This is a genomic window from Variovorax multivorans, assembly GCF_051216835.1.
Taxonomy (GTDB): Bacteria; Pseudomonadota; Gammaproteobacteria; order Burkholderiales; family Burkholderiaceae_C; genus Variovorax.
This window is the reverse complement of the sequence record NZ_JBPJZL010000020.1, coordinates 20,459-45,298: the sequence shown is the minus strand read 5'-3', so window position 1 is coordinate 45,298 and position 24,840 is coordinate 20,459. Positions and strand designations below refer to the sequence as shown.

Sequence of the window (24,840 nt, the reverse complement as noted above, 5' to 3'; positions counted from 1 at the left end):
TCTCTCTGGATGTGGGGACGGTCAGTCGAAGGCGACGACGGTGACCTGGGCCTCTGCGGTTTCGCTGAAGCGCGTGGCGATGTGTTCGATCTCGGCGAGCTGGTCCATGGCCTGCGAGCAGGCGAAGCCGTACTTCGCGCGAACCCGCTCGGAGGCCATGCCCAGTGCCTCGCGCGTGCGCCGCATGAAGTCGGCCAGGGCGTAGCGTTCGCCGGGCGCGAGGTAGTCGCGCACCACGCTGGAAGGTGAATAGCAGCGGGTTTCGCTGGCATCGGGCCAGCGCACGCGGAAATGCATCACAGGCATGTGGCGGGCTCCCGCAGGGCGATGGGCGGCTGGATGAAGGCATCACTGCCGAAGTCCCACAGCAGCGCCTCTTCGCCTTCAGCGCGCAGCCGCACCCGCCGGGTGGCATCGACTTCGCCGATCACGCCGCAGGCGATGTCGCGCGCGGCAAAGCGCGCCATCACCGACGCCACCTGCGCGGGCGCCACGCTGAGCACGAAGCCGTAGCTGGGGAACGAAGACAACCAGCGCAGCAGCGGCACGCCGTCGGGCCGTGGCAGCGCATCGAGGTCGATGCGCGCGCCCACGCCAGAGCATTCGAGCAGCATCATGGCCGTGCCCACCGCGCCGGCCATGCTGATGTCTTTCGCGGCGCCGCACAGGCCGTCTTCGGCGATGGCCGGCAGCAGCTCCAGGTCGGCGCGCAGCCGTGCGGCGGGCGCGTGGGTCGAGGCGTTCCAGTATGGAAAGGGCTCTTCGTAGGCGCCGCGCAGGTCGGCGGCCATCACGAGCAGGTCGCCCGGCTTCGCGTCGAAGCTGGTCAGCAGCCGGCGCGCATGACCGAGGATGGCCACTGCCAGTTGCGGCCGCTCGCTGCGGTTGTTGCTGTGCCCGCCGACGATGGGCACGCCGTAGCGCACGGCGGCCTCGGCCATGCCGCGCAGCACGTCGTCGGCGGGGCTCATGCCGCTGCTCCACAGCGCATCGACCACCGCGGTGGGACGCCCGCCCATGGCGTAGATATCGCTCACGTTGACCATCACGCCGCAATAGCCCGCGAACCAGGGCATGCGCACGATGAAGTCTTCCACCAGCCCTTCGATGGCGAACAGCAGGTAGCCGCCGTGGCCGTCGGGAATGGCCGCGCAGTCGTCGCCGATTGGCACGGCCTGCGCGAGCGCGGCATGGCCGCCGGGCAGCGAGCGGCCGAGGGCCGACACCACGTCGCTGATGTCGCGCTTGTGGGCGAAGCCGCGCGTGGCGCGCAGGGCTTCGGCAATCTCGCGGACGTTCGTCGTCATGCCAGCACCTTGGCGCGCGTGACGAAGCCGCTCACGGGGTCGTGGCAGGGCGGGTAGCGATCGAGGTCGGCCTGCATGCGCGCATGCGGGCGGCCATGCACGCTCGTTTCTTCGAGCACCGTCCAGCCAAGCTTGTTGAACAGCGGCACGTTCTGCATCTGCACCTGCGCGAAAAAGGTCTCGCAGCCCAGTGCGTTGGCGCGCGACACGGCCAGCCGTATCAGCGTCGCGCCCAGATGCCCCTGGCTGCGGAACGCGGGGTGCACCGCCAGCCGCGAGCCCCACCATTCGCCTTCGGCTTCACCGCGATGGATGCGCACCGTGCCCACCACCTGCTCGGGCATGCCGCCGTTGCACGACATGGCCACCAGCAGGCGCGCGTGGTCGTCGATGGCATCGCGGTCGTCGCGCGCGAAGATGCCCTGCTCGATGCAGAACACCGCGCGGCGCAGCGCCATGGCCTCGTCGCGCTCCCACTGCTGGGCGGCTTCGCGCACCAGGTATTCGACGGGCGCGTAGTGGTCGCCCATCCGTTCGCGCATCTCGCAGAGGTCGTCGATGCACAGCATGCTCAGCTTTCGTAGACCGATAACGACGAGCACGCGCCGCACTTGCCGCAGCCGGCCTTGATGTCGGCCGAGCGCAGGCCCGCCGCCACCACGCGTTCGCCCAGCGGCGCGAGCAGCGACTTCATGAACTCCGGCGTGGGGGCCGGATGGTCCTCGAGCGGCGTGCCGCTGATCGGCACGAAGGGCACGACGAAGGGGTACACGCCGCGCGCCAGCAGTTGGTCGCAGGTGTCGAGGATGGCTTCGCGCGTGTCGCCCAGCCCGGCCAGGATGTAGGTGCTGACCTGCCCGCGACCGAACACGCCCACCGCCGCTTCGAAGGCGCTCATGTAGCGCGAGACGGGCACGCTGGCCTTGCCCGGCATGATGCGTTCGCGCACCTCGGGCGTGACCACTTCGAGGTGCATGCCCAGCGTGTCGATGCCGGCGGCCTTCATGCGGTGGAACCACTGGTCGTCGTCAGGCGGCTCGCACTGGCCCTGGATGGGAATGTCGACCGCGGCCTTGATGGCGAAGGCACTCTCGCACAGCACGGCCGCGCCGCGGTCGGTGGCGTTGGGCGTGCCGGTGGTCATCACCATGTGTTTCACGCCGTCGAGCAGCACGGCGGCGCGCGCCACCTCGGCAAGCTGCTCTGGCGTCTTGCGCGCGATGGTGCGGCCGGCCGCGAGCGACTGGCCGATTGCGCAGAACTTGCAGCTTTTCTTGCGGCTTTCGTAGCGGATGCAGGTCTGCAGCACGGTGGTTGCCAGCACGTCGCTGCCGTGCAGCGTGGCGATGTGCGAGTAGGGCACGCCGTCGAAGGTCTGCATCGCGTAGAAGCGCGGCTGCTTCGGAAAGCTGATGCTTGCAATGGGGATGCTGCCGCGCATCACGCGGCTCATGCCGGTGGCGTCGGGCGCCTCGGCGGTGAAGGGCGAGTGCCAGGCGGTGGAGGTGTGGACCGGCACCATGATCGTGTGGCCGTCGACCGTCACGGCCTTGTGGTCCGACGGGCCCGCGCCGCCGCGGCGGCTCGAGACGCCGGCCGAAGGGTCAACCAGCCGCAACCCGAAGGACTGGAGCTCTGTCATCAGCTGCCGGCTGTCCTGGGGCTGCATCGTCGTGGGTGTTGTCGTCATGGTCGGGGCTCCGTTGGGCGAAAGGTTGCGTGAGGTGCATGGGCACGGTGGTCTGCGCCGGCCGGTCGTTGATGGCGAGCGACAGCAGCTCGGGCCGCGCGTAGTGGCCGACCGAATCCATCATTCGCTTGCGCTTGGCGATCAGCGCCATGTCGAGGTCGGCTACCACCATGCCTTCGCCCTCTGTGAGCGGCGGCGCGAGGTGCTTTCCCTCGGGCGAGACGATGGCCGTGTGGCAGCCGCCGCGCAGCGCCTTCTGCAGATTGGCGTCGGGCGTGACCGAGCGGATCTGCTCGTCTGTGAGCCAGCCGGTGGCGTTGACCACGAAGCAGCCCGACTCCAGCGCGTGGTGGCGGATGGTCACTTCCATCTGCTCAGCGAAGATCGGGCCGACCAGCGAGCCGGGAAACTGCGCGCAGTGAATCTGCTCGTGCTGCGCCATCAGCGCGTAGCGCGCGAGCGGGTTGTAGTGCTCCCAGCAGGCCAGCGCGCCGACGCGGCCCACGGCGGTGTCGACCACCTTGAGGCCGGCGCCGTCGCCCATGCCCCAGACCATGCGCTCGTGATAGGTGGGCGTGATCTTGCGGCGCTTGAGCACCAGCGTGCCGTCGGCGTCGAACACCAGCTGCGTGTTGTAGAGGCTGCCGTGGTCGCGTTCGTTCACGCCGAGCACCACCACCATGCCGCGCGCGCGGGCCCGCTCGGCCACCGCCTGCGTGACGGGGCCGGGCACCACCACCGCGCGCTCCACCAGCTGCAGGTGCGGCGCACCCTGCAGCACCGGCGGCAGCACGAAGCTGAAGTAGGGGTAGTAGGGCACGAAGGTCTCGGGAAAGACCGCGATCTGCGCGCCCTTCGATGCGGCTTCGTCGATGGCGCTGCACACCCGGTCGAGCGTGCCGTCGGGCCGCTCGAAGTCGGGCGCGATCTGGATCGCCGCTGCGCGCACGATGCGGGAGGTGGAAGCCATCGCTCGTGCTGCCTTACAGCGTCCAGGTGTCGATGACCACGGCGTTGGCCTTCTTGTGCAGCAGCACGAGGTCGAGCACGTCGAGCGGGTTGATCGGCGTGATGCCCTCGATCAGCGCGCCTTCGCCGTGGCCGTACAGCGCCTGCAGCGCGAAACGGCAGGCGTACACCTTGCCGCCCTCTTCCATGAACTTGGCGAGTTGCTTGTTGAAGTTCTGGTGGCCCGGAAAGGCTTCGTCGCCCAGCGTGGGAAAGCCGCGCTGCACGCCCAGCGTCACGCCGGGGCCGTACAGCAGGACGGAAGTCTCGAAGCCCTTGCGACGCAGCCGCGTGGCCTGCAGCAGGTTCACGAAGCCGATCGAACCCTCGAAGGCCACGGTATGAAAGGTGACGAGCGCCTTCTGGCCGGGCTCGGCCTTGACGTCTTCGAACACCTTCTCTTCGTAGTCGACGAGGAACTCGCCTTTTTCGTTGCGGGGGCGGGTGACTTTGGGCATGGGGTACTCCGGTTGGGTGGTGGGTACGCAGGTGTTGCGTGCCTTTTCCTTCGCAGGCGATGTGCCAGCGGTTTGCCGGGTTCATGCGATCAATGCGCGATCAACGTGCAGCAGTGCGGGCTGCGTGCGCGCAAAATTTTTTCCGGCACCCGAAAACGCGGGTTCGAGGTGGGCCTGCGCGGCCTGTTCTGCACCGTGACGACGCACATGCCATGCGATCAATGCACCCGATCAATGGGGTTGATCGCACCTGATCGAAGCATTCTTCCCCTCTGGAGCGGGCGCAGATCCTGCATGTTGATCGGTAGCCAGATGCAATCAATGAATGCAATCAACTTCGCCGGACCATCACCGATGACCACGATCACCGCCCACTGGCGCAAGCAGCTGCGCAACACCTCCCGGCCGGCCTACCTGCTGCTGGCCGACCTGATCGCCGACGACATCAAGACCGGTCGCCTCGGCGTGCGCGACCGCTTGCCCACGCTGCGCGAGCTGGCTGCCGACCTGGAGCTGAACTACACGACGGTGGCGCGCGGCTACGCCGAGGCACGCAAGCGCGGGCTGATCGACTCGCGCGCCGGCACCGGCACCTTCATTCGCTCGGGCAGCCCGAGCCTGCGGCTGCGCGGCGGCAGCGGCGCCGAGATGACGATGAACATGCCGCCCGAGCCCGGCGACGAGCACCTGATGGCACGGCTGCACGACAGCGCGAGTCGCGCCTTTGCGCAGGTCGATTTCCACGACCTGCTGCGCTACCAGGACTTCGGCGGCACCGCGCACGACCGCGCCGCCGCCATGCACTGGCTGCGGCCCTTCGTGCCCGAGGCGAGCGTCGACCGCATCCTGGTGTGCCCTGGTATCCACGGCGTGCTGACCGCGCTGTTCTCGCAGCTGGCGCGGCCGGGCGAGCTGATCTGCGTGGAGTCGCTCACCTACCCCGGCGTGAAAGCCATCGCGGCGCAGCTCGGCGTGCAGCTGCACGCGCTGCAGATGGACGACGACGGCCCCATCGCCGATGCCTTCGAGCACGCCTGCAAGACGCTCAAGCCCAAGGCGCTGTACTGCAACCCCACGCTGCTGAACCCCACGGCCGCCACCGTGTCGCGCGCGCGGCGCGCGGCGCGAGGCGCTGGCCGACGTGGCGCTGCGCTATGCGGTACCGATCATCGAGGACGACGCCTACGGCATGCTGCCGCGCCAGACGCCCGCGTCGCTGGCCACGCTGGCGCCGGGGCTCACTTATTACGTGAGCGGTTTCTCCAAGTGCTTCGGCGCGGGGCTGCGTAGCGCGTACGTGTGCTCGCCGACGGTGGTGCAGTCGCAGCGGCTGGCGGGTGCGATGCGCGCCACCACCGTGATGGCCTCGCCCATCACCAACGCGCTGACCACGATGTGGGTGGAAGACGGCACGACCGAAGAGATGCTGCAGGCGGTGCGCGCGGAGTCGGTGGCGCGGCAGGTGCTGGCCACGCGCTATCTGGGCGACAGCGGCCTGCAGGCGCACCCCGAGGGCTTTCATGCCTGGCTGCCGCTCACGCCGGGATGGAGCCCGGTGGAGTTCGCGTCGTACCTGCGCACGCAGAACGTGGGCGTGGTGGCGAGTGCGGCTTTTTCCACCGATGGCGACCCGCCCGATGCGGTGCGCATCTGCCTGGGCGGGCCGATGTCGCGCGAGCAGTGCGATCAGGCGCTGCGGTTGATTGCGGACACGCTGGCGCATCCGCTGCATCCGCACGCGACGCTGCGCTGACCAGCCGCTGCCGTGGTGGCTACCAGCGGTAGGTGAGCTTCGCCTGCACCGTGCGCCCCTGGCCGAAGTACTGGCCGTAGCCCGCGACGTAGCTCTTGTCGAAGAGGTTGGTGGCATTCAGCGCAAAGCTGTAGGGGCCGCGTTCATAGCGGATGGCCGCATCGACCAGCGTGTAGGCCGGGTTGTAGCTGCTGTTGTCCACACTGGCCGGCACCTTGCCGACGCGGCGCACGCCGCCGCCCACGCTCCAGCCCTGCAGCTCGGAGCTGCCGAAGCGGTAGTCGAGCCACAGCGCGGCGGTCTGGCGCGCTGTGTTGAGCGGCTGCTTGCCCAGTTCTTCGGGGTTCAGGCTGCGGGTGATCTTTGCGTCGAGCAGGGTGTAGCTGGCCACCAGCTTGAGCTGTCGGGTCAGCGAGGCGCGCGCCTCGAACTCCGGGCCGCGCGTGCGCACCTCGCCGATCTGCGAAACCGGGTTGAGCACGTACGGGGTGAACGTGGGCGAGTTGTTCTTCTTCAGGTCGAAGACCGACACGGTGAACAGTGCGTCCACGTCCGGCGGGCGGTACTTCAGGCCCACCTCGAACTGCCGGCCGAGCTCAGGCTTCAGGAGGTCGCCGCCGCCGGCGATGGTGCCCAGCAGCGGGGTGAACGAGGTCGAGTAGCTGAAGTAGGGCGCCAGGCCGTTCGGCGCGAGGTAGAGCAGGCCCGCGTTGTAGGTGGTCTTGGTGTTGGTGTCGAGGCCGATGGACGACGCCGCCGCCTGCGGCCCCGGGCTGGCGCTGTTGTGCGCTCGGTCCTGCCGCACGGCCAGCCCGAGGGACCACGGCCCCGCGCGCATCTGGTCCTGCACGTGGAACCCGCGCTGCGTGATGCCGTTGGTCGACTGAACGGAGAACGCGGGCTCGGGCACGGGCGCGCCATAGACCGGTGCGAAGGCATCGATGGAGGAGGCCGGATCGACGCTGGTCTGCGTGGTGCTGCTCTGGCGCTGGTACTCCAGTCCCATCAGCAGCGTGTGCTCCACCGGCCCGGTGCGAAAGCGCCCTTCGAGCTGGGTGTCGAGCGTGGTGGTGCGGCTCCTGTCCTTCATCCGCACCGCCGAGCGGTCGAGCGTGCGCAGGTCGCTCTCGAAGCCGGTGCCGTAGATCTGCCGGTAGTCGATGTCGAGCGTCGCGTGGCGCGCGTTCTGCCGCAGCGTCCAGTTGTCGTTCAGCTGGTGCTCCAGCAGGTAGGTGAGCGAGAACGCGTCGCGGTTGTAGCGGTCGAAGCCGGGCTCGCCGATGAAGCGCTCGCGCGGAATGCTGCCGTTGGGGTTGGGCGAGATGAGCGCGCCTTCGGGCCAGATGCTCTTGGGCGTCATGCGGTCGCGCGTGGCCTCGGCCATCAGCGTGACCTTGGTGCGCGGCGATGGCGTCCACGTCAGCGACGGTGCGATGAAGCTGCGGTCGTCGCGCGAGAAGTCGGTCTGGCCGTTGCTGTTGCGCAGCACGCCGTTGAGCCTGAAGAGCAGGCTGCCGTCGGCGTTCATCGCGCCGCCGAGGTCGAAGCTGCCCTGGTAGCGGTTGCGGTTGCCTACCGAAAGGCTCACCTCGCGAACCGCCTCCGCCGAAGGGCGCTTCGACACCATGTTGATGGACCCGCCCGGCGCCGACGGGTCGTAGACCGCGCCCGGTCCTTTCAGCAGCTCGACGCGTTCCAGCGCCTGCGGCTCGACCAGCCACCGCGTGACGAGGCTGGTGGTGGGGAGCTTGAAGCCGTCGAGGTATTCGGCGGGCGTGAAGCCTCGCACCGTGAGCGACGCGAAGCGCGGGTCGTAGCCGCTGACCTCGGTGAGCACGCCGGCGGAGTAGCGCAGCGACTGCTCGACGGTGTGCACGGCCTGGTCGTCCATCTGCGCGCGCGTGACGACGGTGACGGCGCGCGGCGTCTCGAGCAGCGACGTGTCGGTGCGTGTGGCGGTGGCGCTGCGCTGCGCCACGTAGCCCTGCACCTGGCCGTCAGCGCGCTCGCCCTGCGCGGTGACGGTGAGCGTGGGCAGCGTGCTGCCGGTGCCCGGGGCTGCCGCCGTGGCGACGGCCGGGCGCACCGCATAGGCGCCGCTGCTGCCGGGCACGGCCTCCAGCTGGTGGGGCGACAGCAGCTCGGCCAGGCCTTCGGGCACCGTGCGGCTGCCCTGGAGCACGGCGGCACTCTTGCCATGCACCAGCGCCGGATCGAAAGACAGCGTGATGCCGGCCTGGCGCGCGAAGGTGCTGAGCGCGTCTTCGAGCGCGCCGGCCGGAACATCGAAACCGGCGCGCGCGGAAGCCTGCGCCTGTGCGCGTGCGGATCCTGCGGGCGCAGCCCATCCCGCCGCGACGCCCAGCAGCAGCGCGGGAAGCAGGGTGGGCCTTGCCGGCCGGAACCGCCAGAACCCGGGTGGGCGGTCCGGAGAAAGCCGTCTCAACGTCGCGCAACAGTCAATGTGCCTCCTGTGCCATGTTCGAGCCGTACAGGCAGTGTGCGAACCAGCGCTTCGAGCGCACGGCCGACCGGGTCGGGGCCGTTGAGCTGGAACACGCCCGACACGCGCAGCGAGGCCACGTCCGCATCGCACAGCAGCGGCGTGCCGTGGTAGCGCGCGAGTTCGGCGACGAAGGCGTCCAGGCGCATCTGCCGGGCCACCAGAGCGCCGTCGGTCCAGGCGTCGGGCTCGAAGCTGCGGTCCACGATGCGCTGGGGCTGTGCCGCGCCGCCGCGCACGATGTAGCCGTCGCCCGCCTGCGCGACCACCGGCGGTGCGCCTTCGGTGTGGATGGCCACGCGGCCTTCGGTGAGCGACAGCCGTGTCTGGTCGTCCTGCTCGCGCACGCCGAAGCGCGTGCCCAGCGCCTCGAAGCGGGCATGCGGCGTCTCGACCCAGAAGGCGCGGTGGCCCAGCAGCGCGCCGCTGTCGGCGCCGGTGCGCACGAAGAGCTCGCCGCGGCTCAGCACGATGCGCCGCTGGCGCGGCGAAAAGATCACCTGCACCTCGGAGCCGGTGTTGATGTTCAGCTCGGTGCCGTCGGCCAGCGTCACGCGCCGGCGCTCGCCCACGGCGGTGGCGTAGTTGGTGCGCCGTTCCCAGGGCGTTTCGCGCCAGACGAACAGGCCGACAACGCCGCCGGTGACAGCCAGGCCCAGCACGCTGAGCGCGCGGCGCCGGCTTTGCTGCTGCCGCTGCTGTTGCGCGCGCATCAGGGTCGCGGCCTGCAGCGCGCCGTGGGCCAGCGCGCCGCCTGCGTCGCCCATGTCACTGCTCATGCCGCTGCCGATGCGCGGCACCTGGCGGAAGGCGTCTTCCACGGCCTGCACCTGCTGCCAGGCCTGTTCGTGCGCGGGGTGCGCGGCGCGCCATGCGTCGCAGGCGTTGTGCGTTGTTTCGTCCGCGCTGCCGGAGCCCAGCCGCACGACCCAGGCGATGGCCTGTTCGAGCAGGTCGGAGGCGTTGCCGCCGTCGCCGGACGAAGGAGAAGAAGAGGGGAATGCAGGTTTCATCGCAGCGCCAGGCAGTGGCGGATGGCAGTTGCCATGTATTTCTCGACCGAGCTCAGGCTCACGTTCAGGCGCTGCGCGATCTCGGCATAGCCGAGGCCGTCGAGCCGCGAGAGCAGGAAGGCGCTGCGCGCCTTGGGCGGGAGGCCGTCGAGGATGGTGTCGATGCGCACCAGCGCCTCGACCAGCAGCAGTTGCGTCTCGGGCGAGGGCGCCTGCGGCTCCGGCAGGGCCGCGATGGCTTCCATGCAGGCGCGCTCCAGCGTGCGGCGGCGCACGTGGTCGACCACGAGGCCGTGCGCGATGGTGGTGAGCCAGGCACGCGGCTCGCGCACCTCTTCCACATCGCCCGGACGGCCCAGCACGCGCACGAATGTGTCCTGTGCGAGGTCGGCGGCGTCGCCCGCGTGGCCGAGCTTGCGGCGCAGCCATCCGAGCAGCCAGCCGTGGTGGTCGCCATAGAGGGTTTCCACACTGCGCGTGGGAGGACGGTCCGGCATGGAAGGCAGAGAGAAGTCGTTCGGGAACGCAGCGAGCGTTGCAGGCATGAATCTATCTCACTGTGTTGACATTTGTGAAAGCTTTACTGCCGCGGCTGCATCCCACCGGGGGATGGCCCCGGGTCTGCATGATGGGCGCGAGCGTGGATACGTTGGCGGCGCTGGTGCTGCCAGCCTCGCAGCGCCCTAGGCCGATCGACAGCGCAAGGCCGCCCGCCGCCGCGCCGAGGCAGCACACGCTGGCCAGCCAGGAGCGCAGGGAGCCAGTGACACCGACGGTGGCTCGCGCCCGTGTTCGTGCGCGGGGGCGCGGCGGCACGAAGAGCCAGGGGGTGGCCATCACAGCAACCCCTTCGGGGCGCGCGCCGCGCGGTCGCCGTACAGCGGAAACCGCAGCGTGAGACAGCCGTCGCCAAGAGGAGAGGGCGCGGTATAGATGCGCGCGCCATGCCGCGCCACGATGGCCCGGCAGGCATGGATGCGGGGCGTGGCCGTGCGGCTGGCGCTGGTTTCGAAGGCGTGCGACAGGCGGGGTGCGTCGGTGTCGCTGTCGCTGCCGATAGTGGCCTCGCGCCAGCTGATCACCGCCTGGTGCCCTTCGGCGCGCGCCAGCACGTGCAGCGTCGTGCCCTGCGGCAAGGTGGCGGCCGCCGCGTCGGCGATGTGCGCCATGAGCTGGGGCAGGTCGCCGGCGATCACGGCCACCGGCAGCGGATCTTCCGGCAGGCGCAGGTCGAGCCCGATGCCGCGTTGCGCCAGCGTCGCCCCGTGGGTGACGGCGAGCGCGCGCAGCGGCTGTCGCAGGTCGATGCGCTCGCGCGTGGCGACGGGCCCCGGCCGCGCGCCGATGTGGGCCGGCGGCGTGCCCGCGGCGCGCACACTGAGCGCCTTGCCCGTGAACCAGACGGCGCCGAGCGCGAAGAAGGCGGTCGCGACGATGCAAAGGCTGCTGACGCTCATCTGGCAGCCTCCTGGCGGGGCGATGTGAGCGACTTGGGCGACGGTGTATGGAAAGTGCTCTGAAGCATGGCGAGGCGGCTCCTCTTTCGGTCTCAGGTGAATTCACTTCCTTGCCGAACGGAGCCGCCAAAACCCGTAATGGCGCATCGAAAAAAGTTGCGGGCGTCAGTACCTGCACTCGGGCGCGGCCTGGTCGAGCAAGGCCACGATGCGCCCGACCAGCCGTTCGCTGTAGGCGGGCGCGGGGTGCAGCACGTCCGCCATTTCGGCGGGCTTGAAGGAAACGGCACCCCAGTCGGCAAACAGCGCGCCGGTTTCGCCGGCCACGCGCCGGGCGATGTTGTCGGCCGCGTCCCTGCCCGGTGCGGGGTGCGTCTGGCGGCTGAGGCCGGTGATGACCGGCGTGCGCCCCTGGGCCTGCACGTGCGCCACCATGCGGCGCAGCGCCGGCTCGTAGGGCTGGCCGAACTGCCCGTCGTTGATGCCGTGTTGCAGCACCACGAAATGCGTGGTCAGCGGTGTGCTGGAGAAGGCGGGCGCGCGCTGGGTGGCTGTCGACCCCGGCGCGCTGTTGTCGAACACCGTGTAGGCCGGCCGCAGGCGCTTGAGCATCGCCGCGGGCGGCTCGTCGAAGCGCTTGTTGTAGCCGTAGGCACCGTGGAGGATCGAGTCGCCCTCCAGGGTGACGGTGCAGTCGCGGGGTGCGTCGTCGGGAGCTTTCGCGGACGCCGCCGGACGGGTCGGGGCACTGCTGCTGTGGCTATTGCTGCTGCCCCTGTCGCCTCCGCAGGCGGGGACCAGCGCACCGATCGCAAGGATGGCAAGCAGCGTGAAAGCGATGTCGGACAGGCGGACACAGGCCGCGTGGGGGCGTGCGGAAAGAGAAACCAAGGCGATCTCCGGCAAGGGCCTCCGGCGTTTTCCGGAAGCATCGATCCCTTGCCGTACGAGTTTTCAAAACCCGCAATGCGCCTTGCGTTTCAGGTCAGTCGGCCATGTAAAGCCTGCTTCGTCTTCAGCGCTTGGCGAACACGCCGTTCCACGCGAACACCGAGTTCGGCGCGTTCACGCGCATCGGCAGGGCCGCGGGGCTCGGTGGGGTTTCTTTCTTCTTCGGGGGCTCGTGCTCGACGCGCACGCCCTTGGCCAGCTGGTCTTCGACCAGGCTCTGCAGCGTGACGGAGCCCAGGAATTCCATGACATGGTGCTTGGCGGAGGCCCACAACGCATCGGTCGAGTAGCAGCCCTTGCTGCTGCCGGCGTCTTCCTTGTTCGGTGAGGCTTCGGTGTCGGCCAGTGGCTGTCCATCGACCGAAGCGAGGATGTCCGCCACGGTGATTTCGGACGCCCTGCGCGTCAGCGTGTAGCCGCCGCCCGGTCCGCGCGTTGCCTTGATCAGCGCATGCTGGCGCAGCTTGCTGAACAGCAGTTCGAGCGACGAGCGGGCAATGTGCTGTCGTCGGCTGATCGACGCCAACGGTACGGGGCCATCCCGTTCGCGCATGGCGACATCGATCATGGCCGTCAAGGCGAAGCCGCCCTTCGTCGTGAGACGCATGGAGTGTTCCTCGGTGTTGGGTTTTGCAAACAATGCGTGATAGGTGTGCAAAAGACCGGGAAAGTTTCCTTCGGGAGGTAAAGGCCTTTTTTGAAACAAATCGAAAAAAGCCCGCCGCGGGGCTAGGACGACCAGCGATGAAGTTCCACGCCAGGAGCGTCGAGTGCCAGCTTCAGCACGTTGCCGTGCGTGGAGTCGGTGACGAACAAGGTCGACCTGCCAGGGCCACCGAAGGCAATGTTCGTCGTCGACGCACCGGTGGGCCCGCGCAGCACCATGACGGGTTCGGCGCGCGCGTTGAGCACCCAGACATAGCCCAGGCCGGGGTTGGCCACCAGCACTCGCCCCTGCGTGTCGACCGCAAGCCCATCAGGGCCGCTGGGCCCGTAGGACGTGAAGAACTGGCTCACCTTGGCAACGCTCCCGTCGGCCAGCAAGGGCACGCGCCAGACGCAGTTGCCGCGCGTCACCGCGAGATAGAGCACCTTGCCGTCCGGCGAGAGGGCGACGCCATTCGGGCTGGGCACGTTGGACAGCAGCAGGTCGAGCTGCCCGTCGGGCCTCAGGCGATACAGGCGACCCGATGGGTCGTGCAAGCCGCTCTGGCCCTGGTCCGTGAAATACACGTTGCCTCGCGCATCGAGCACCAGGTCGTTCACGCCCTTGAAGCTCTCGGTGTTGCGCCGCTGAAGGTGCGGCGTGATGCGGCCGGTTCGCACATCCACCCGCATCAGGCCGTTCTTGTAGTCGGTGACGAGCAGGGTGTGTGCGTCGATGAACTTCATGCCGTTCGGCTCGCCGTCGTATTCGGCGATCAGTGTCCATTCGCCCGATGCGTCGATGCGGAAGATCCGGCCGAAAGGGATGTCCGTGACGTAGAGGTTGCCGTCGTCGTCGAACACAGGGCCTTCGAGGAAGGAGTCGGTCACCTGCCCGCCGCGATTGGCATCGGCCCAGACGCTGGGCTCCGGGCGGCGAAAGGACTCGGGCATGCTGGTGAAGGTCTGCAGGTCCAGCACCTGGGGCGCTTGAAGCAGGTACAAGTCGGTCTCCTCTGCGATCAGGTCATCGCGAAGCCATAGAGCCTCGCCGGGTTGTCGACCAGGATGCGGTCGCGCACGGCGGTGGCGCCATCGCACCATGCCGACAGCACGTTTGCCAGGTCGGCGTCGTTGACGGTCCCTGGAGTCTCCGTGGTGTGAGGCCAGTCGCTGCCCCAGACCAGCCGTTCCGGTGCTGCCTTGACCAGCGCACGGCCCAGCGCGAAGGCATCCTGGTAGGCGGGCGCTCCGTCGCGCGATCGCATGTAGACGCCCGACAGCTTCATCCACGTATTGCCGCCGTCGAGCAGCCGTCGCGCCACCGCAAACGCCGCGCCATCGACGCCGTCGGCCGGGTCGATGCGGGCCATGTGGTCTATCACCAGCGGTACCGGGAGTGCCGCCAATATCGGCGCGAGCTCCACCAGTTGTTCGGGTTGCAGGAAGACCTGGATGTGCCAGCCCAGCCGGGCCACCTTGCGTGCCAGCGTCGTCAGCATCTGCGGCGTGGTGAGGCCCCAGGACTGCGGCGTCACGAAGTTCACGCGCAAGCCGCAGATGCGTTGTGCCGCCAGGCGGTCGAGTTCGTCGTCGGCCACGTCCTGGCCGACGACTGCGATGCCGCGCGCACGCTCGCCCAGTTGCGCGAGCGCGTCGAGCGTGCAGGCGTTGTCCGTGCCGTAGGTCGAGGGATTGACGACCACCGTGCGCGAGGTTCCGAGCCGCTGCTGGAGCAAGCGATAGGCTGCCACCTCGGCGCGCGGCGGCTGGCGCTTCCAGTGCGGCGACGCGGCGAAGCGCGGGTCGAAGATGTGCATGTGGCTGTCGCAGGCGTCGGCGGGCAGTGCAGCCGCGGGCCGGTTCGTCCCCACCGAATGGGGCACCGGCTGTGCGTTGGGGGCTGGGTTCATGGCTGTCTTCAGTCGAGCTTGATGTTGCCCTTGCGGATCACTTCCGCCCATTTCGCGTCTTCCTTCTTCAGGAAGTCGGCGAACTCGGATGGCGTCGAGCCGACCGGCTGCACGCCCACATCCACGAAGCGCCGCTTCACTTCGTCATTCTTCAGGACATCGACCACCGCCTTGTGGAGCTTGTCGGCGATGGGCGCGGGCGTGCCGGCCGGCAGGAGCAGGCCGTTCCACTCGTAGGCCTCGTAGCCGGGCGCAACGGTTTCGGCGATGGTCGGCACATCGGGCAGGCGCGCAGAGCGCTGCGGCGACGACACCGCCAGCGCGCGCAGCTTGCCGGAAGACACGAGCGGATACGACGCCGCGATGGTGCTGAACATGAAGTCGACCTGGCCGCCCATGACGTCGGAGATGGCGGGGCCGCCGCTCTTGTAGCCGACATGCACCATGTCGAGCCCGAGCCGCTGGCGCAGCAGTTCCGCCGCAAGCCGCTGCACGGTGCCGCTTCCGCCCGACGCGAAGTTGAGCTTTCCGGGTTCGGCCTTCGCCCTGTCCGCGAGGTCCTTGATGCTCTTCACCGGCGACTCCGCGCGGACGATCACGATGTTGGGCGCCAGCGAGACGAGCGCCAGCGGCTGCAGGGCATTGCCGGCGTACGGCATGCGGGGAAAGAGATGTGGATTGATCGAGTACGGCGTGGCGTCGTAGAGCACCGTGTAGCCGTCGGGCGCGGCCTTGGCGGCAAAGCTCGCGCCGATGGTTCCGCTGGCGCCGGGCCTGTTGTCGACGATCACGCTGGTGCCCAGCTTCTCGCCCATGCGCACCGCCAGCACGCGCGCCAGCGCGTCCGCGGAGCCACCCGGCGCATACGGCACGACGAGCGTGATGGGGCGGTCCGGAAAGGCCGCCTGTGCGGACACGGCAGCAGTGAAGAGGCATGCGGCGAGCATGCGTTGGATGGCCTTCATCATGGATTCCTTGGGGTGTGCAGTCATTCGGTCTTGAGGTCGAGCGTTCGGGCCAGCTCGCCGTAGAGCCTGACCTCGCGCGCCAGTTGCGCGCCGAAGGCATCGGCGCAGGTGTTCTGTGCTTCCATGCCGAGCGAGCGCAGCTTCTCTTGCGTGGCCGGCGCTTGCGCAAACTCGGTGGCTGCGCGGCGCAGCACGGCCAGGACTTCCGGCGGCGTTTTGGCGGGCGCAAGCAGGCCGTACCACGCGTCAGCCGTGTAGCCCTTGACGCCCACCTCCTCGAAAGTCGGCACGTCCGGCAGCAGTGCCGATCGCTTCGGTGCCGCCACGGCCAGGGCCGTCAGCTTGCCCGACTGCACCTGTGTGAGCACCGAGCCCAGCGTGGCGAAAGAGCTGTCGACCTGGCCTCCCATGAGATCGGTCGTCGCCTGCGCCGCGCCCTTGTACGGAATGTGGTTCATCGACGTGCCTGTCAGCCGCGTGAACTGCGCACTCGCGAAATGTCCCGAGCTGCCCGAACCCGGCGTGGCATAGGTGCGCTTGCCCGGTTCGGCCTTCACCGCCTGCAGGAACGCGTCGAACGACTTGACGGGCATCGATGGCCCGACGACCAGCACCGTCGGGCTCACGGCGAGCGAGCACACCGGAGCGAACGACCGCACGGCGTCGAACTTGACCCGCTGGCTGTAGAGAGCGGGGATCATCGTGTGATTCGTCGCGCCCAGCAGCAGCGTGTAGCCGTCGGCCGGCGCGGCAGCGACTGCTTCGGCCGCGAGGATCGTGTTGGCGCCGGGCTTGTTGTCCACGATGAAGGGCTGGCCCAGGGCGCGCGATGCATGGTCGGCAAAGGCGCGCGCCACCACATCGGTGGGGCCGCCTGCGGAAAAGCCGACGAGGATGCGCACCGGCTTGGCTGGCCAGGTCTGCGCATGCGCTGTTGCCAGCGCGGCCTGAAGCCCAATCAGCCCGAGCATGGCCATCGTGCGGCGGGCGTTCTTGCCTCTGTTCATTCTTGTCTCCTTGTTCTGGTCCGGATGATGCAGGCTGCCCTGCAGCCCCGAGCCTCAGGCTCTCAGGCGCTCGTCGTCTGGCGGGCGAGCACCTGCAGCAGATTCTTCGCCGCACCCACACCCATGTTCACGTAGGCATCGCTGGTCACGCCGCCGATGTGGGGGCTCAGCACGAAGTTCTTCTCGCCCTGGAACGGATGGCCGGGCGCCATCGGCTCGACCGCGAAGCTGTCCAGCCCGGCCATGGCCACCTGGCCCGAGCGGACCGCCGCCAGCAGCGCAGCCTCTTCGATCAGGCCGCCGCGTGCCGTGTTGATGACGATCACGCCGCGCTTGCAGCGCGCCAGTGTCTCGGCGTTGAGCAGCCCGCGGTTGTCGTCCGTCAACGGGCAGTGCAGAGAGATGGCATCCGATTCGGCCCAGATGGTCGCCAGGTCCACGGCTTGTACGTACGCCGGAAGGTTCTTGGCGTACGGATCGAACCCAAGCACGCGCATGCCCAGCGCATCGGCCATGCGCGCGAAACGCAGCCCGATGGCGCCGAGCCCGATGAGGCCGATGGTGCGGCCGCCGAGCTCGAGGCTCTTGTGCGTTGCCTTGTCCCAGTGGCCGGCATGCATGCGCGCGTCCAGCGCCACCACCGACTTGGCGCAGGCCAGGAGCAGCGCGAGCGCCTGCTCGGCCACCGCCGCGGCATTGGCGCCCACGGCCGCGACCACTTCGATGCCGCGTGCCTGTGCGGCCGCCTTGTCGATCGTGTCCGTGCCGCTGCCGTGCTTGGAGATCACCTTGAGCGAAGGGGCCGCGTTCATGACTGTCGGGCCCACCTTGCCGTAACGCACGATGATGGCCACGGGGTCATGCGCGCGGCACAGCGCCACGAGGTCGTCCTCGGTCGGCGTCTTGCCCGCGTAGATGACTTCGTATCCCTCGAGGAGGTCGAGTGCCTGCGGCGCGAGGTCGGCGCCCGTTACCAGGATGGCTCTCACAGCGTCTCGCCCTCCTTCAGCACACCGGCCGTGCGCAGCGCTGCATCGAGCCACTTGGCGGCGGTGTCCCCGCCCTTGATGGCGGCGATGCGCGCGGCCTCGTCCTTCACTTTCTTCGCAGCGAGAGGCAGCAGCGACTCGATTTTTTCGCGCTCCACCACGACCACGCCGTCGCCGTCACCGGCGATGAAGTCGCCCGGATGCACCGTGACGCCGCCGATCGACACCGGATGGCCGATGCGTCCGCCGATGTTCTTGGTCGGCCCGTTCGGATTGGTGCCGACCGAGAACACCGGAAAGTCCATCTCGTCGATCTCGTTGCTGTCGCGGCAGGCCCCGTCGATGACCACGCCGGCAATGCCGACCTGCTTGCAGGCGGTCATCATGATCGTGCCCATGAGCGCGCAGGTCTGGTCTCCCTTGCCGTCGATGACGAGCACGTCGCCGGGCTTCGCCATGGCAATGGCGGCATGGATCATCAGGTTGTCGCCGGGGCGCACCTCCACGGTGATTGCGGTGCCGGCCAGCTTCATGCGGGGGCGCAGTGCCTTGATGCGGCCGTCCACCGCGCCGCGGCGCCCGGCCACGTCGGCCAGGATGGCCGGCTGGAATTCGGCGGCCTGCGCCACGATGTGCGCGGGTACGCGCTCGAAGTTGCGGACGATGTCGGGGAGGGGCGATGACATGAGGGTGCTTTCAGAAGTGATGGAATAAAGAAGGGCGCTCAATCCAGCTTGATGCCCGAAACCTTGACGACGGCGCCCCAGCGAACGCCGTCCGTGCGAATCAGCGATGCGAACTTCTCGGGCGGACCGGACATCACCTCCGCGCCTTGCGCCGCGAGCTTCTTCTGCACTTCGGGCGTGGCGAGCGCCTTGTTGAAAGCTGCGTTGAGCTTGGTGACCGCATCCTTCGGCATGGCCGCGGGGCCTGCCACGCCGAACCAGGTGACGGCCTCGAAATCCTTGTAGCCCGACTCGGCCATGGTGGGCACGTCAGGCAAGTCGCGGTTGCGTTGCAGCGAGGTCACGGCCAGCGCGCGCAACTGGCCGCTCTTGATCTGCGCGATCAGGGTCGGCACGGACGAGATGTACATCTGGATCTGGCCGCCGACCAGGTCGGTCAGGCCTTGCGATGCGCCCTTGTAGGGAACATGCGTGAACTGCACGCCCGCGGCCTTCTGGAACTGCTCGGTGGCGAGATGGGCCACTGTGCCGTTGCCCGAGCTCGCGTAGTTGAGTGCGGTGGGCTTGGCCTTGGCTGCGGCGACCACGTCCGCGAGCTTCTTGTAGGGCGACGAGGCGGAGACCACCAGCACCAGCGGCGCGGAGGCGACGAGGCCCACCGCGGCGAGGTCCTTCACCGGGTCGTAGGGCAGCTTGGCGTAGAGCGTCGGATTGATCGCGAGGTTGCTGGTCTGTCCCAGCACCAGCGTGTAGCCGTCGGGGTTGGCCTTGGCCGCCGCGTCGACACCGATGTTGCCGCCAGAGCCGGGCTTGTTGTCGATGACGATGGTCCAGCCCTCCGAGGTCGCGACCTTGTTTGCCACCTCGCGGGCAATGATGTCCGTGCCGCCGCCCGGTGGGAACGGCACGACGAGGCGGATGGGTCGCGCCGGATAGCCTTGCGCCAGCGTCACGCCGCAAGAAAACAGAAGGGCGAGGCCGATGGCCGCGCGGCGAGGAATGGAGCTGGGGCTCGAGGTACGCATTTGTCTTGTCTCCGGAATCGTTCGATCAATCAGTGCCTGCGAGCGGTGGTGCTCTCAGGCATGAAGTGACTTTAGATTTGCGTTCCGCTCCATACAATGGTGGTCCACTGAACGGACCATGGACCACTGTGCGAAACAAATTGCCGGCGACTAAGAGGCCGACCGAAGTCATCGAAGAGCCGCGTGAAGTGGACGAAGGCGCCACTGGCGGCGTAACCGCCGTCACCCGTGCCCTGCAGCTGCTCGATGCCTTCGGCATGCAGGACGAGCGCCTCTCGCTGGCTGAGCTGACCCGCCGCAGCCACATGCACAAGACAACCGCGCTGCGGCTGCTGCGCACGCTGGCGCTTGCCGGCTACGTGGTGCAGCGCGACGACGGCGAATGGCGGCTGGGGCCCGCGGCAGGCTGGCTCGGAGCCCGCTACCAAGCCAGCTTCGATGCCAACAATGTGGTGGAGCCGATGCTGCTCGCCCTGTCGCATGCAACGGGCGAGAGCGCGGCGTTCTATGTGCGCGAAGGAAATTCCAGGACTTGCCTGGCGCGCGTGGAAGGGCCGCAGCCCATCCGGCATCACGCGCGCATGGGCGCGATGCTGCCGCTGGAAAAAGGGTCACCGGGGCGGGTGATTCTTGCGTTCTCCGGCGAGCCCGGAAAGCTATATGAAGACATCCGCAAGAAGGGCTATCACTTCTCCATCGGCGAGCGCGAGAAGAACGTGGCGACCGTGTCGGCGCCGGTCTTCGGCCTGCGCTGGGCGCTGCTGGGTTCGGTGTGCATCTCGGGCCCCGCGGACCGGCTGCCCAAGGCAAAGCTGCTCGGCCACGCGAAGACGATCATGAAGGCCGCGAACGAACTCTCCTATGCGTTGGCCGGCCGGCCCACTGCGCAGACTCCGGCCGTGGTCTCCACCTGGCATCCCTAGAAGGGGCCGGTGGAGTCCGCGCTGAGCTCAGGCCAATGCGCGCAGCGTCTTGGCGGCCGCCACCATGTTGGTCAGCGCCGGCACCACTTCCGCCCACTGGCGCGTCTTCAGGCCGCAGTCGGGGTTGACCCACAGGCGTTCGGCAGGAACGCGCTCCGCCGCCTTCCTCATCAGCTGCACGATGTGCTCCTGGCTCGGAATGTTCGGCGAGTGGATGTCGTACACGCCGGGGCCGATCTCGTTGGGGTACTTGAAGTTGTCGAAGGCATCGAGCAGCTCCATGTCCGAACGCGAGGTCTCGATGGTGATGACGTCGGCATCCATGTCGGCGATCGACGCGATGATGTCGTTGAACTCCGAGTAGCACATGTGCGTGTGGATCTGCGTCTCGTCGCGCACGCCGTTGGCCGTGATGCGGAAAGATTCGACAGCCCAGTCCAGGTACTCCTGCCACTGCGACTTGCGCAGCGGAAGACCTTCGCGCAGCGCCGCCTCGTCGATCTGGATCACGCGCACGCCGGCCTTTTCCAGGTCAAGCACTTCTTCGCGTATGGCCAGCGCAAGCTGGTGGCACGACACCGAGCGCGGCTGGTCGTCACGTACGAAAGACCAGTTCAGGATGGTGACCGGACCGGTCAGCATGCCCTTCATCGGCTTTTGCGTGAGCGACTGCGCGTACTTGATCCACTCCACGGTCATCGCCTTCGGACGGCTGATGTCGCCGAACAGAATCGGCGGCTTCACGCAGCGCGAACCGTACGACTGCACCCAGCCGAACTGGCTGAAGGCGTAGCCGTCGAGTTGCTCGCCGAAGTACTCGACCATGTCGTTGCGTTCGGCTTCGCCGTGCACCAGCACGTCCAGGCCCAGGACTTCCTGTTCCTTCACGCTGCGGCCGATTTCGGCCTGCATCGCGGCCTTGTAGCCTGCTGCATCGAGGCGACCCGCCTTGAACTCACTGCGCGCATGGCGGATTTCCGCAGTCTGCGGGAATGAGCCGATGGTGGTGGTCGGGTAGGCCGGCAGCTTCAGCAGAGCGGCTTGCTTGGGCGCGCGCTGGGCGTAGACGCTCTTGCGCTGGCCCAAGGCCGCGTTCAGCCTGGCGATAGCGGCCTTGACGCCGGGGTTGTTCACGCGCGGCGAGTTGCGGCGGGCGGAAATGGCGGCTTGATTGGCTGCCAGCTCATCCTTTACGGCATCGCGGCCGTGGCGCAAGGCGGCGGCCAGCACTCTCAGCTCCTCGAGCTTCTGGAGTGCGTAGGCGAGCCACCACTTGACCTCGGCATCGAGCTTCTGCTCGCTGGCCAGATCCACCGGCACGTGCAGCAGCGAGCACGACGGTGCGATCCAGAGGCGGTCGCCCAGGCGCTGCGCCAGCGGCTCGAGCCAGTCGAGGACGGCGGCCAGGTCGCTCTTCCAGATGTTGCGGCCGTTGATGACCCCGAGCGACAACACCTTGTGCGCGGGCAGCATGCTCAGCAGAGGCACCACGTCGTCGCGGCCGTTGATGGCGTCGACGTGCAGGCCCGCAACCGGAAGGTTGGCGGCCAGGTACTTGTTCTCCTGCAGCTGGCCGAAATAGGTCGCGAGCAGGATCTTGACCTTGGCGGCCTTGAGATGGTGGTAGGCCGTGTTGAAGGCATGTTGCCAGTCGGCGTCCAGCTCGGTGACGAGCAGGGGCTCGTCGATCTGCACCCACTCGACGCCCTGGGCCGCCAGCGCGTCGAGCAGTTCCGCGTACACGGGCAGCAGGCGCGGCAGCAGCGCGAGCTTGTCGGAGTCGTCCTTGGCCTTGCCGATGGACAGGTACGTCACGGGGCCCACCAGCACGGGCTTGGCCTTCACGCCCTGCGCCTTCGCTTCGGCGAGCTGCTCCAGGATGCGCGATGCGTCGAGCCTGAACTCGGTTGCCGACGTGAACTCGGGGACGATGTAGTGGTAGTTGGTGTCGAACCACTTCGTCATTTCGCCGGCGGCCACGCCGCCGCAGCAGCCCGCGTGGTCTTCGGCGGACTGCGCCGAGCGGCCGCGCGCCACGCGGAAGTAGTTGTCCAGGGCATCGCCGTGGAAGCCGCGCACGCGCTCGGGCAGGTTGCCCAGCGTGAAGCTCATGTCCAGCACCTGGTCGTAGAACGCGAAGTCGCCCACCGGGACCAGATCGATTCCGGCCTGGTCTTGCCAGTGGCGTTGGCGCAGCTCGGCGCCGAGCGCCTTGAGCGCGTCGCGCGAGGACTCTCCCTTCCAGTACGACTCGAGCGCGAACTTCAATTCGCGCCTGGCGCCGATGCGGGGAAAGCCAAGGTTGTGGGTGGTGGTCATGGGTATCGGAACGTCCGGCAGTCAGAGAAAGTGGGGATCGTAGGTTTGCCGACTCTTGAAGTAAAATGGTCTTATTTCACGTATCCATGAATACTGCTCATTAGTCATGTTGGAGCGCACGCATCTCGCCATCGTCCAGGAGGTGGACAAGCAAGGCTCGCTCACGGCCGCCGCCGAGGTGCTTCACCTGACGCAATCGGCCTTGAGCCATTCCATCCGCAAGCTCGAGATCCAGCTCGGAACGGAGATCTGGCAGCGCGAAGGACGCAGCCTGCGGCTGACGCAGGCGGGCCAGTACCTGCTGGCGGTTGCCAACCGCGTGCTGCCGCAGCTCACGCTGGCGGAGGAACGCCTGCGCCAGTTCGCCCAGGGCGAGCGCGGGTCGCTGCGCATCGGCATGGAATGCCATCCCTGCTACCAGTGGTTGCTGAAGGTGGTGTCGCCGTACCTGGCGTCATGGCCCGACGTGGATGTGGATGTGAAGCAGAAATTCCAGTTCGGCGGCATCGGCGCGCTCTTCGGCTACGAGATCGACCTGCTGGTGACGCCCGATCCGCTCTACAAGCCGGGCCTGCACTACGAGCCCGTGTTCGACTACGAGCAGGTGCTCGCGGTCGCGCGCGGCCACCGCCTGGCGAACGTGCCCTACGTCAAGCCCGCGCAACTGACCGAGGAGGTGCTCGTCACCTACCCGGTGGCGACGGACCGGCTGGACATCTACAACATGTTCCTGATGCCCGCGGGCGTGACGCCCAAGCGCCACAAGGCAATCGAGACGACGGACATCATGTTGCAGATGGTGGCGAGCGGCCGTGGCGTGGCCGCGCTGCCTCGCTGGCTGGTGGAGGAATACGCGGAGAAGATGGAAATCGTCCCGGTCCGGCTGGGCTCGCGCGGCATCGCCAAGCAGATCTTTCTTGGCGCGCGGGAAGCGGACACCGACGTCGATTACCTGAAGGCCTTTGTCGAGCTGGCGCGTCAGGTGTAGCGCTTCTCCAGCGCGTCCCACTCCGGCTTGCCGATCAGAAACTGTCGCCGGGCACGCGCACCCAGCCTTCCATCAACACGCGGGCGCTCCGGCTCATCAGGGCTTTGGTCACCACCCATTCGCCAGCGACCTTGTGGGCCTCGGCACCGACGCGCAGCGTGCCGGACGGGTGGCCGAAGCGCACCGCCTGGCGCTCGCCACCGCCGGCCGCGAGGTTCACCAACGTGCCGGGGATCGCCGCTGCGGTGCCGATGGCGACCGCGGCCGTGCCCATCATGGCGTGGTGCAGCTTGCCCATCGACAGCGCACGCACGAGCAGGTCCACGTCCGCCGCCTTCACGGCCTTGCCGCTGGAAGCCGTGTAGTCCCTGGGCGCTGCGACGAAGGCCACCTTGGGCGTGTGCTGGCGCCTGGCGGCCTCGCCGATGTCCTTGATGAGGCCCATCTTTACCGCGCCATGCGCGCGGATCGTCTCGAACATTGCCAGTGCCTTCGCGTCGCTGTTGATGGCGTCCTGCAGTTCGGTGCCGGTGTAGCCGATGTCTGCGGCGTTGACGAAGATGGTCGGAATGCCCGCGTTGATCAGCGTTGCTTTCAGCGTGCCCACGCCGGGCACCTCGAGGTCTTCGAGCACCTTGCCGGTCGGGAACATCGCGCCGCCGCCATCGCCGTCTCCCTCGTCGGCCGGGTCGATGAATTCCAGCGGCACCTCGGCTGCGGGAAAGGTCACGCCGTCGAGTTCGAAGTCGCCGGTTTCCTGCACCTCGCCTTGGGCGATGGGCACGTGGGCGACGATGGTCTTGCCGATGTTGGCCTGCCAGATGCGCACGGTGCACATGCCGTTCTGCGGCACGCGCGCCCGGTCGATCAGGCCCTGCGCAATCGCGAACGGACCGACCGCCGCCGACAGGTTGCCGCAGTTGCCCGACCAGTCGACGAAGGCGCTGTCGATGGAGACCTGGCCGAACAGGTAGTCGACGTCGTGGTCCGGCCGCGTGGAGCGCGACAGGATCACGGTCTTCGAGGTGGAGGAGGTGGCCGCGCCCATGCCGTCGATCTGCTTGGCGTAGGGGTCGGGGCTGCCGATCACTCGCAGCAGCAGCGCATCGCGCGCCGGCCCGGGCTGGCGCGCCGCCGCGGGCAGGTCCTGCAGGCGAAAGAACACGCCCTTGCTGGTGCCGCCGCGCATGTAGACGGCGGGAATCTTGATCTGGGGAACGGATGCCATGGCAAATGG

23 protein-coding genes and 1 pseudogene are annotated in these 24,840 nt (G+C 68.2%); 3 read left to right on the top strand and 21 right to left on the bottom strand.

The window, feature by feature from the left end:
• Positions 1-21 precede the first annotated feature (21 nt).
• The 6 genes from ACSFCA_RS32950 to ACSFCA_RS32925 are packed head-to-tail and all read right to left on the bottom strand — an operon-like array spanning position 22 to position 4,463.
• Entirely contained in the window at positions 22-306 is a 285-nt protein-coding gene (locus tag ACSFCA_RS32950) for an MSMEG_0570 family nitrogen starvation response protein (protein WP_093077109.1), read from the bottom strand.
• A complete protein-coding gene (locus ACSFCA_RS32945) occupies positions 297-1,307 on the bottom strand; it encodes a sll0787 family AIR synthase-like protein (protein ID WP_258351481.1) in 1,011 nt (336 codons plus the stop codon). The genes ACSFCA_RS32950 and ACSFCA_RS32945 overlap by 10 nt, the downstream gene beginning before the upstream one ends.
• The gene (locus tag ACSFCA_RS32940; protein WP_435462446.1) at positions 1,304-1,876 is read right to left on the bottom strand and encodes an MSMEG_0567/Sll0786 family nitrogen starvation N-acetyltransferase; all 573 of its coding nucleotides are present in this window, start codon (positions 1,874-1,876) and stop codon (positions 1,304-1,306) included. The genes ACSFCA_RS32945 and ACSFCA_RS32940 overlap by 4 nt, the downstream gene beginning before the upstream one ends.
• A 2-nt stretch (positions 1,877-1,878) precedes the next feature.
• Entirely contained in the window at positions 1,879-2,949 is a 1,071-nt protein-coding gene (locus ACSFCA_RS32935) for an MSMEG_0568 family radical SAM protein (protein ID WP_435462475.1), read from the bottom strand.
• Positions 2,912-3,967: a Nit6803 family nitrilase gene (locus tag ACSFCA_RS32930; protein ID WP_093077112.1), complete on the bottom strand. Its 1,056-nt coding sequence runs from the start codon at positions 3,965-3,967 to the stop codon at positions 2,912-2,914. Before ACSFCA_RS32930 ends, ACSFCA_RS32935 begins: the two co-directional genes overlap by 38 nt.
• A gap of 13 nt (positions 3,968-3,980) precedes the next feature.
• Entirely contained in the window at positions 3,981-4,463 is a 483-nt protein-coding gene (locus ACSFCA_RS32925) for an MSMEG_0572/Sll0783 family nitrogen starvation response protein (protein WP_093058775.1), read from the bottom strand.
• Between the two features lie 354 nt (positions 4,464-4,817).
• Between ACSFCA_RS32925 and ACSFCA_RS32920 the strand changes: the two are divergent.
• A pseudogene (locus ACSFCA_RS32920) lies at positions 4,818-6,216 on the top strand (aminotransferase-like domain-containing protein).
• A 19-nt stretch (positions 6,217-6,235) separates the two neighbouring features.
• On the opposite strand, the gene ACSFCA_RS32915 reads toward ACSFCA_RS32920, so the two are convergent.
• From ACSFCA_RS32915 to ACSFCA_RS32855, 13 genes are all read right to left on the bottom strand, one after another.
• Positions 6,236-8,662 carry a TonB-dependent siderophore receptor gene (locus ACSFCA_RS32915; RefSeq protein ID WP_435462447.1) on the bottom strand — a complete coding sequence of 809 codons (2,427 nt, stop codon included), beginning with the start codon at positions 8,660-8,662 and terminating at the stop codon, positions 6,236-6,238.
• The gene (locus ACSFCA_RS32910) at positions 8,659-9,732 is read right to left on the bottom strand and encodes a FecR family protein (protein ID WP_258351477.1); all 1,074 of its coding nucleotides are present in this window, start codon (positions 9,730-9,732) and stop codon (positions 8,659-8,661) included. The genes ACSFCA_RS32915 and ACSFCA_RS32910 overlap by 4 nt, the downstream gene beginning before the upstream one ends.
• Entirely contained in the window at positions 9,729-10,229 is a 501-nt protein-coding gene (locus tag ACSFCA_RS32905) for a sigma-70 family RNA polymerase sigma factor (protein ID WP_435462476.1), read from the bottom strand. Before ACSFCA_RS32905 ends, ACSFCA_RS32910 begins: the two co-directional genes overlap by 4 nt.
• 339 nt (positions 10,230-10,568) lie before the next feature.
• Entirely contained in the window at positions 10,569-11,189 is a 621-nt protein-coding gene (locus tag ACSFCA_RS32900) for a sensor histidine kinase (protein ID WP_435462448.1), read from the bottom strand.
• A gap of 165 nt (positions 11,190-11,354) precedes the next feature.
• Positions 11,355-12,080, bottom strand: a complete 726-nt coding sequence (locus tag ACSFCA_RS32895) for an SGNH/GDSL hydrolase family protein (RefSeq protein ID WP_258351475.1) — start codon at positions 12,078-12,080, stop codon at positions 11,355-11,357.
• Positions 12,081-12,204: 124 nt separating this feature from the next.
• Positions 12,205-12,747 carry an Rrf2 family transcriptional regulator gene (locus tag ACSFCA_RS32890; RefSeq protein ID WP_097200932.1) on the bottom strand — a complete coding sequence of 181 codons (543 nt, stop codon included), beginning with the start codon at positions 12,745-12,747 and terminating at the stop codon, positions 12,205-12,207.
• Between the two features lie 122 nt (positions 12,748-12,869).
• A complete protein-coding gene (locus ACSFCA_RS32885; RefSeq protein WP_435462449.1) occupies positions 12,870-13,790 on the bottom strand; it encodes an SMP-30/gluconolactonase/LRE family protein in 921 nt (306 codons plus the stop codon).
• A 17-nt stretch (positions 13,791-13,807) separates the two neighbouring features.
• Complete coding sequence (locus tag ACSFCA_RS32880) at positions 13,808-14,698, bottom strand: amidohydrolase family protein (RefSeq protein WP_435462450.1); 891 nt, start codon at positions 14,696-14,698, stop codon at positions 13,808-13,810.
• A gap of 8 nt (positions 14,699-14,706) precedes the next feature.
• Positions 14,707-15,663 (bottom strand): Bug family tripartite tricarboxylate transporter substrate binding protein, encoded by a 957-nt coding sequence (locus ACSFCA_RS32875; protein WP_435462451.1) that lies wholly within the window; start codon positions 15,661-15,663, stop codon positions 14,707-14,709.
• Between the two features lie 23 nt (positions 15,664-15,686).
• Positions 15,687-16,673, bottom strand: coding sequence for a Bug family tripartite tricarboxylate transporter substrate binding protein (locus ACSFCA_RS32870; RefSeq protein WP_435462452.1), 987 nt, complete (start codon positions 16,671-16,673; stop codon positions 15,687-15,689).
• 62 nt (positions 16,674-16,735) lie between these two features.
• Positions 16,736-17,662 carry an NAD(P)-dependent oxidoreductase gene (locus tag ACSFCA_RS32865; protein WP_435462453.1) on the bottom strand — a complete coding sequence of 309 codons (927 nt, stop codon included), beginning with the start codon at positions 17,660-17,662 and terminating at the stop codon, positions 16,736-16,738.
• Positions 17,659-18,348 (bottom strand): RraA family protein, encoded by a 690-nt coding sequence (locus tag ACSFCA_RS32860; RefSeq protein WP_435462454.1) that lies wholly within the window; start codon positions 18,346-18,348, stop codon positions 17,659-17,661. Before ACSFCA_RS32860 ends, ACSFCA_RS32865 begins: the two co-directional genes overlap by 4 nt.
• A 38-nt stretch (positions 18,349-18,386) precedes the next feature.
• Positions 18,387-19,373, bottom strand: a complete 987-nt coding sequence (locus tag ACSFCA_RS32855) for a Bug family tripartite tricarboxylate transporter substrate binding protein (protein WP_435462455.1) — start codon at positions 19,371-19,373, stop codon at positions 18,387-18,389.
• 170 nt (positions 19,374-19,543) lie between these two features.
• On the opposite strand from ACSFCA_RS32855, the gene ACSFCA_RS32850 reads away from it, so the two are divergent.
• Positions 19,544-20,296 carry an IclR family transcriptional regulator gene (locus ACSFCA_RS32850; RefSeq protein WP_093058820.1) on the top strand — a complete coding sequence of 251 codons (753 nt, stop codon included), beginning with the start codon at positions 19,544-19,546 and terminating at the stop codon, positions 20,294-20,296.
• A 27-nt stretch (positions 20,297-20,323) separates the two neighbouring features.
• Here ACSFCA_RS32850 and metE read toward each other — a convergent pair whose 3' ends face one another.
• The gene (gene metE, locus ACSFCA_RS32845; protein ID WP_435462456.1) at positions 20,324-22,615 is read right to left on the bottom strand and encodes a 5-methyltetrahydropteroyltriglutamate--homocysteine S-methyltransferase; all 2,292 of its coding nucleotides are present in this window, start codon (positions 22,613-22,615) and stop codon (positions 20,324-20,326) included.
• Positions 22,616-22,721: 106 nt separating this feature from the next.
• Between metE and ACSFCA_RS32840 the strand changes: the two genes are divergently transcribed.
• Positions 22,722-23,603 (top strand): LysR family transcriptional regulator, encoded by an 882-nt coding sequence (locus ACSFCA_RS32840; RefSeq protein ID WP_093058789.1) that lies wholly within the window; start codon positions 22,722-22,724, stop codon positions 23,601-23,603.
• Positions 23,604-23,637: 34 nt separating this feature from the next.
• Here the strand turns inward: ACSFCA_RS32840 and prpF are convergent, their stop codons facing one another.
• On the bottom strand, positions 23,638-24,831 hold the full coding sequence (gene prpF / locus ACSFCA_RS32835) for a 2-methylaconitate cis-trans isomerase PrpF (protein ID WP_435462457.1): 1,194 nt from the start codon (positions 24,829-24,831) through the stop codon (positions 23,638-23,640).
• Positions 24,832-24,840: the final 9 nt, after the last annotated feature.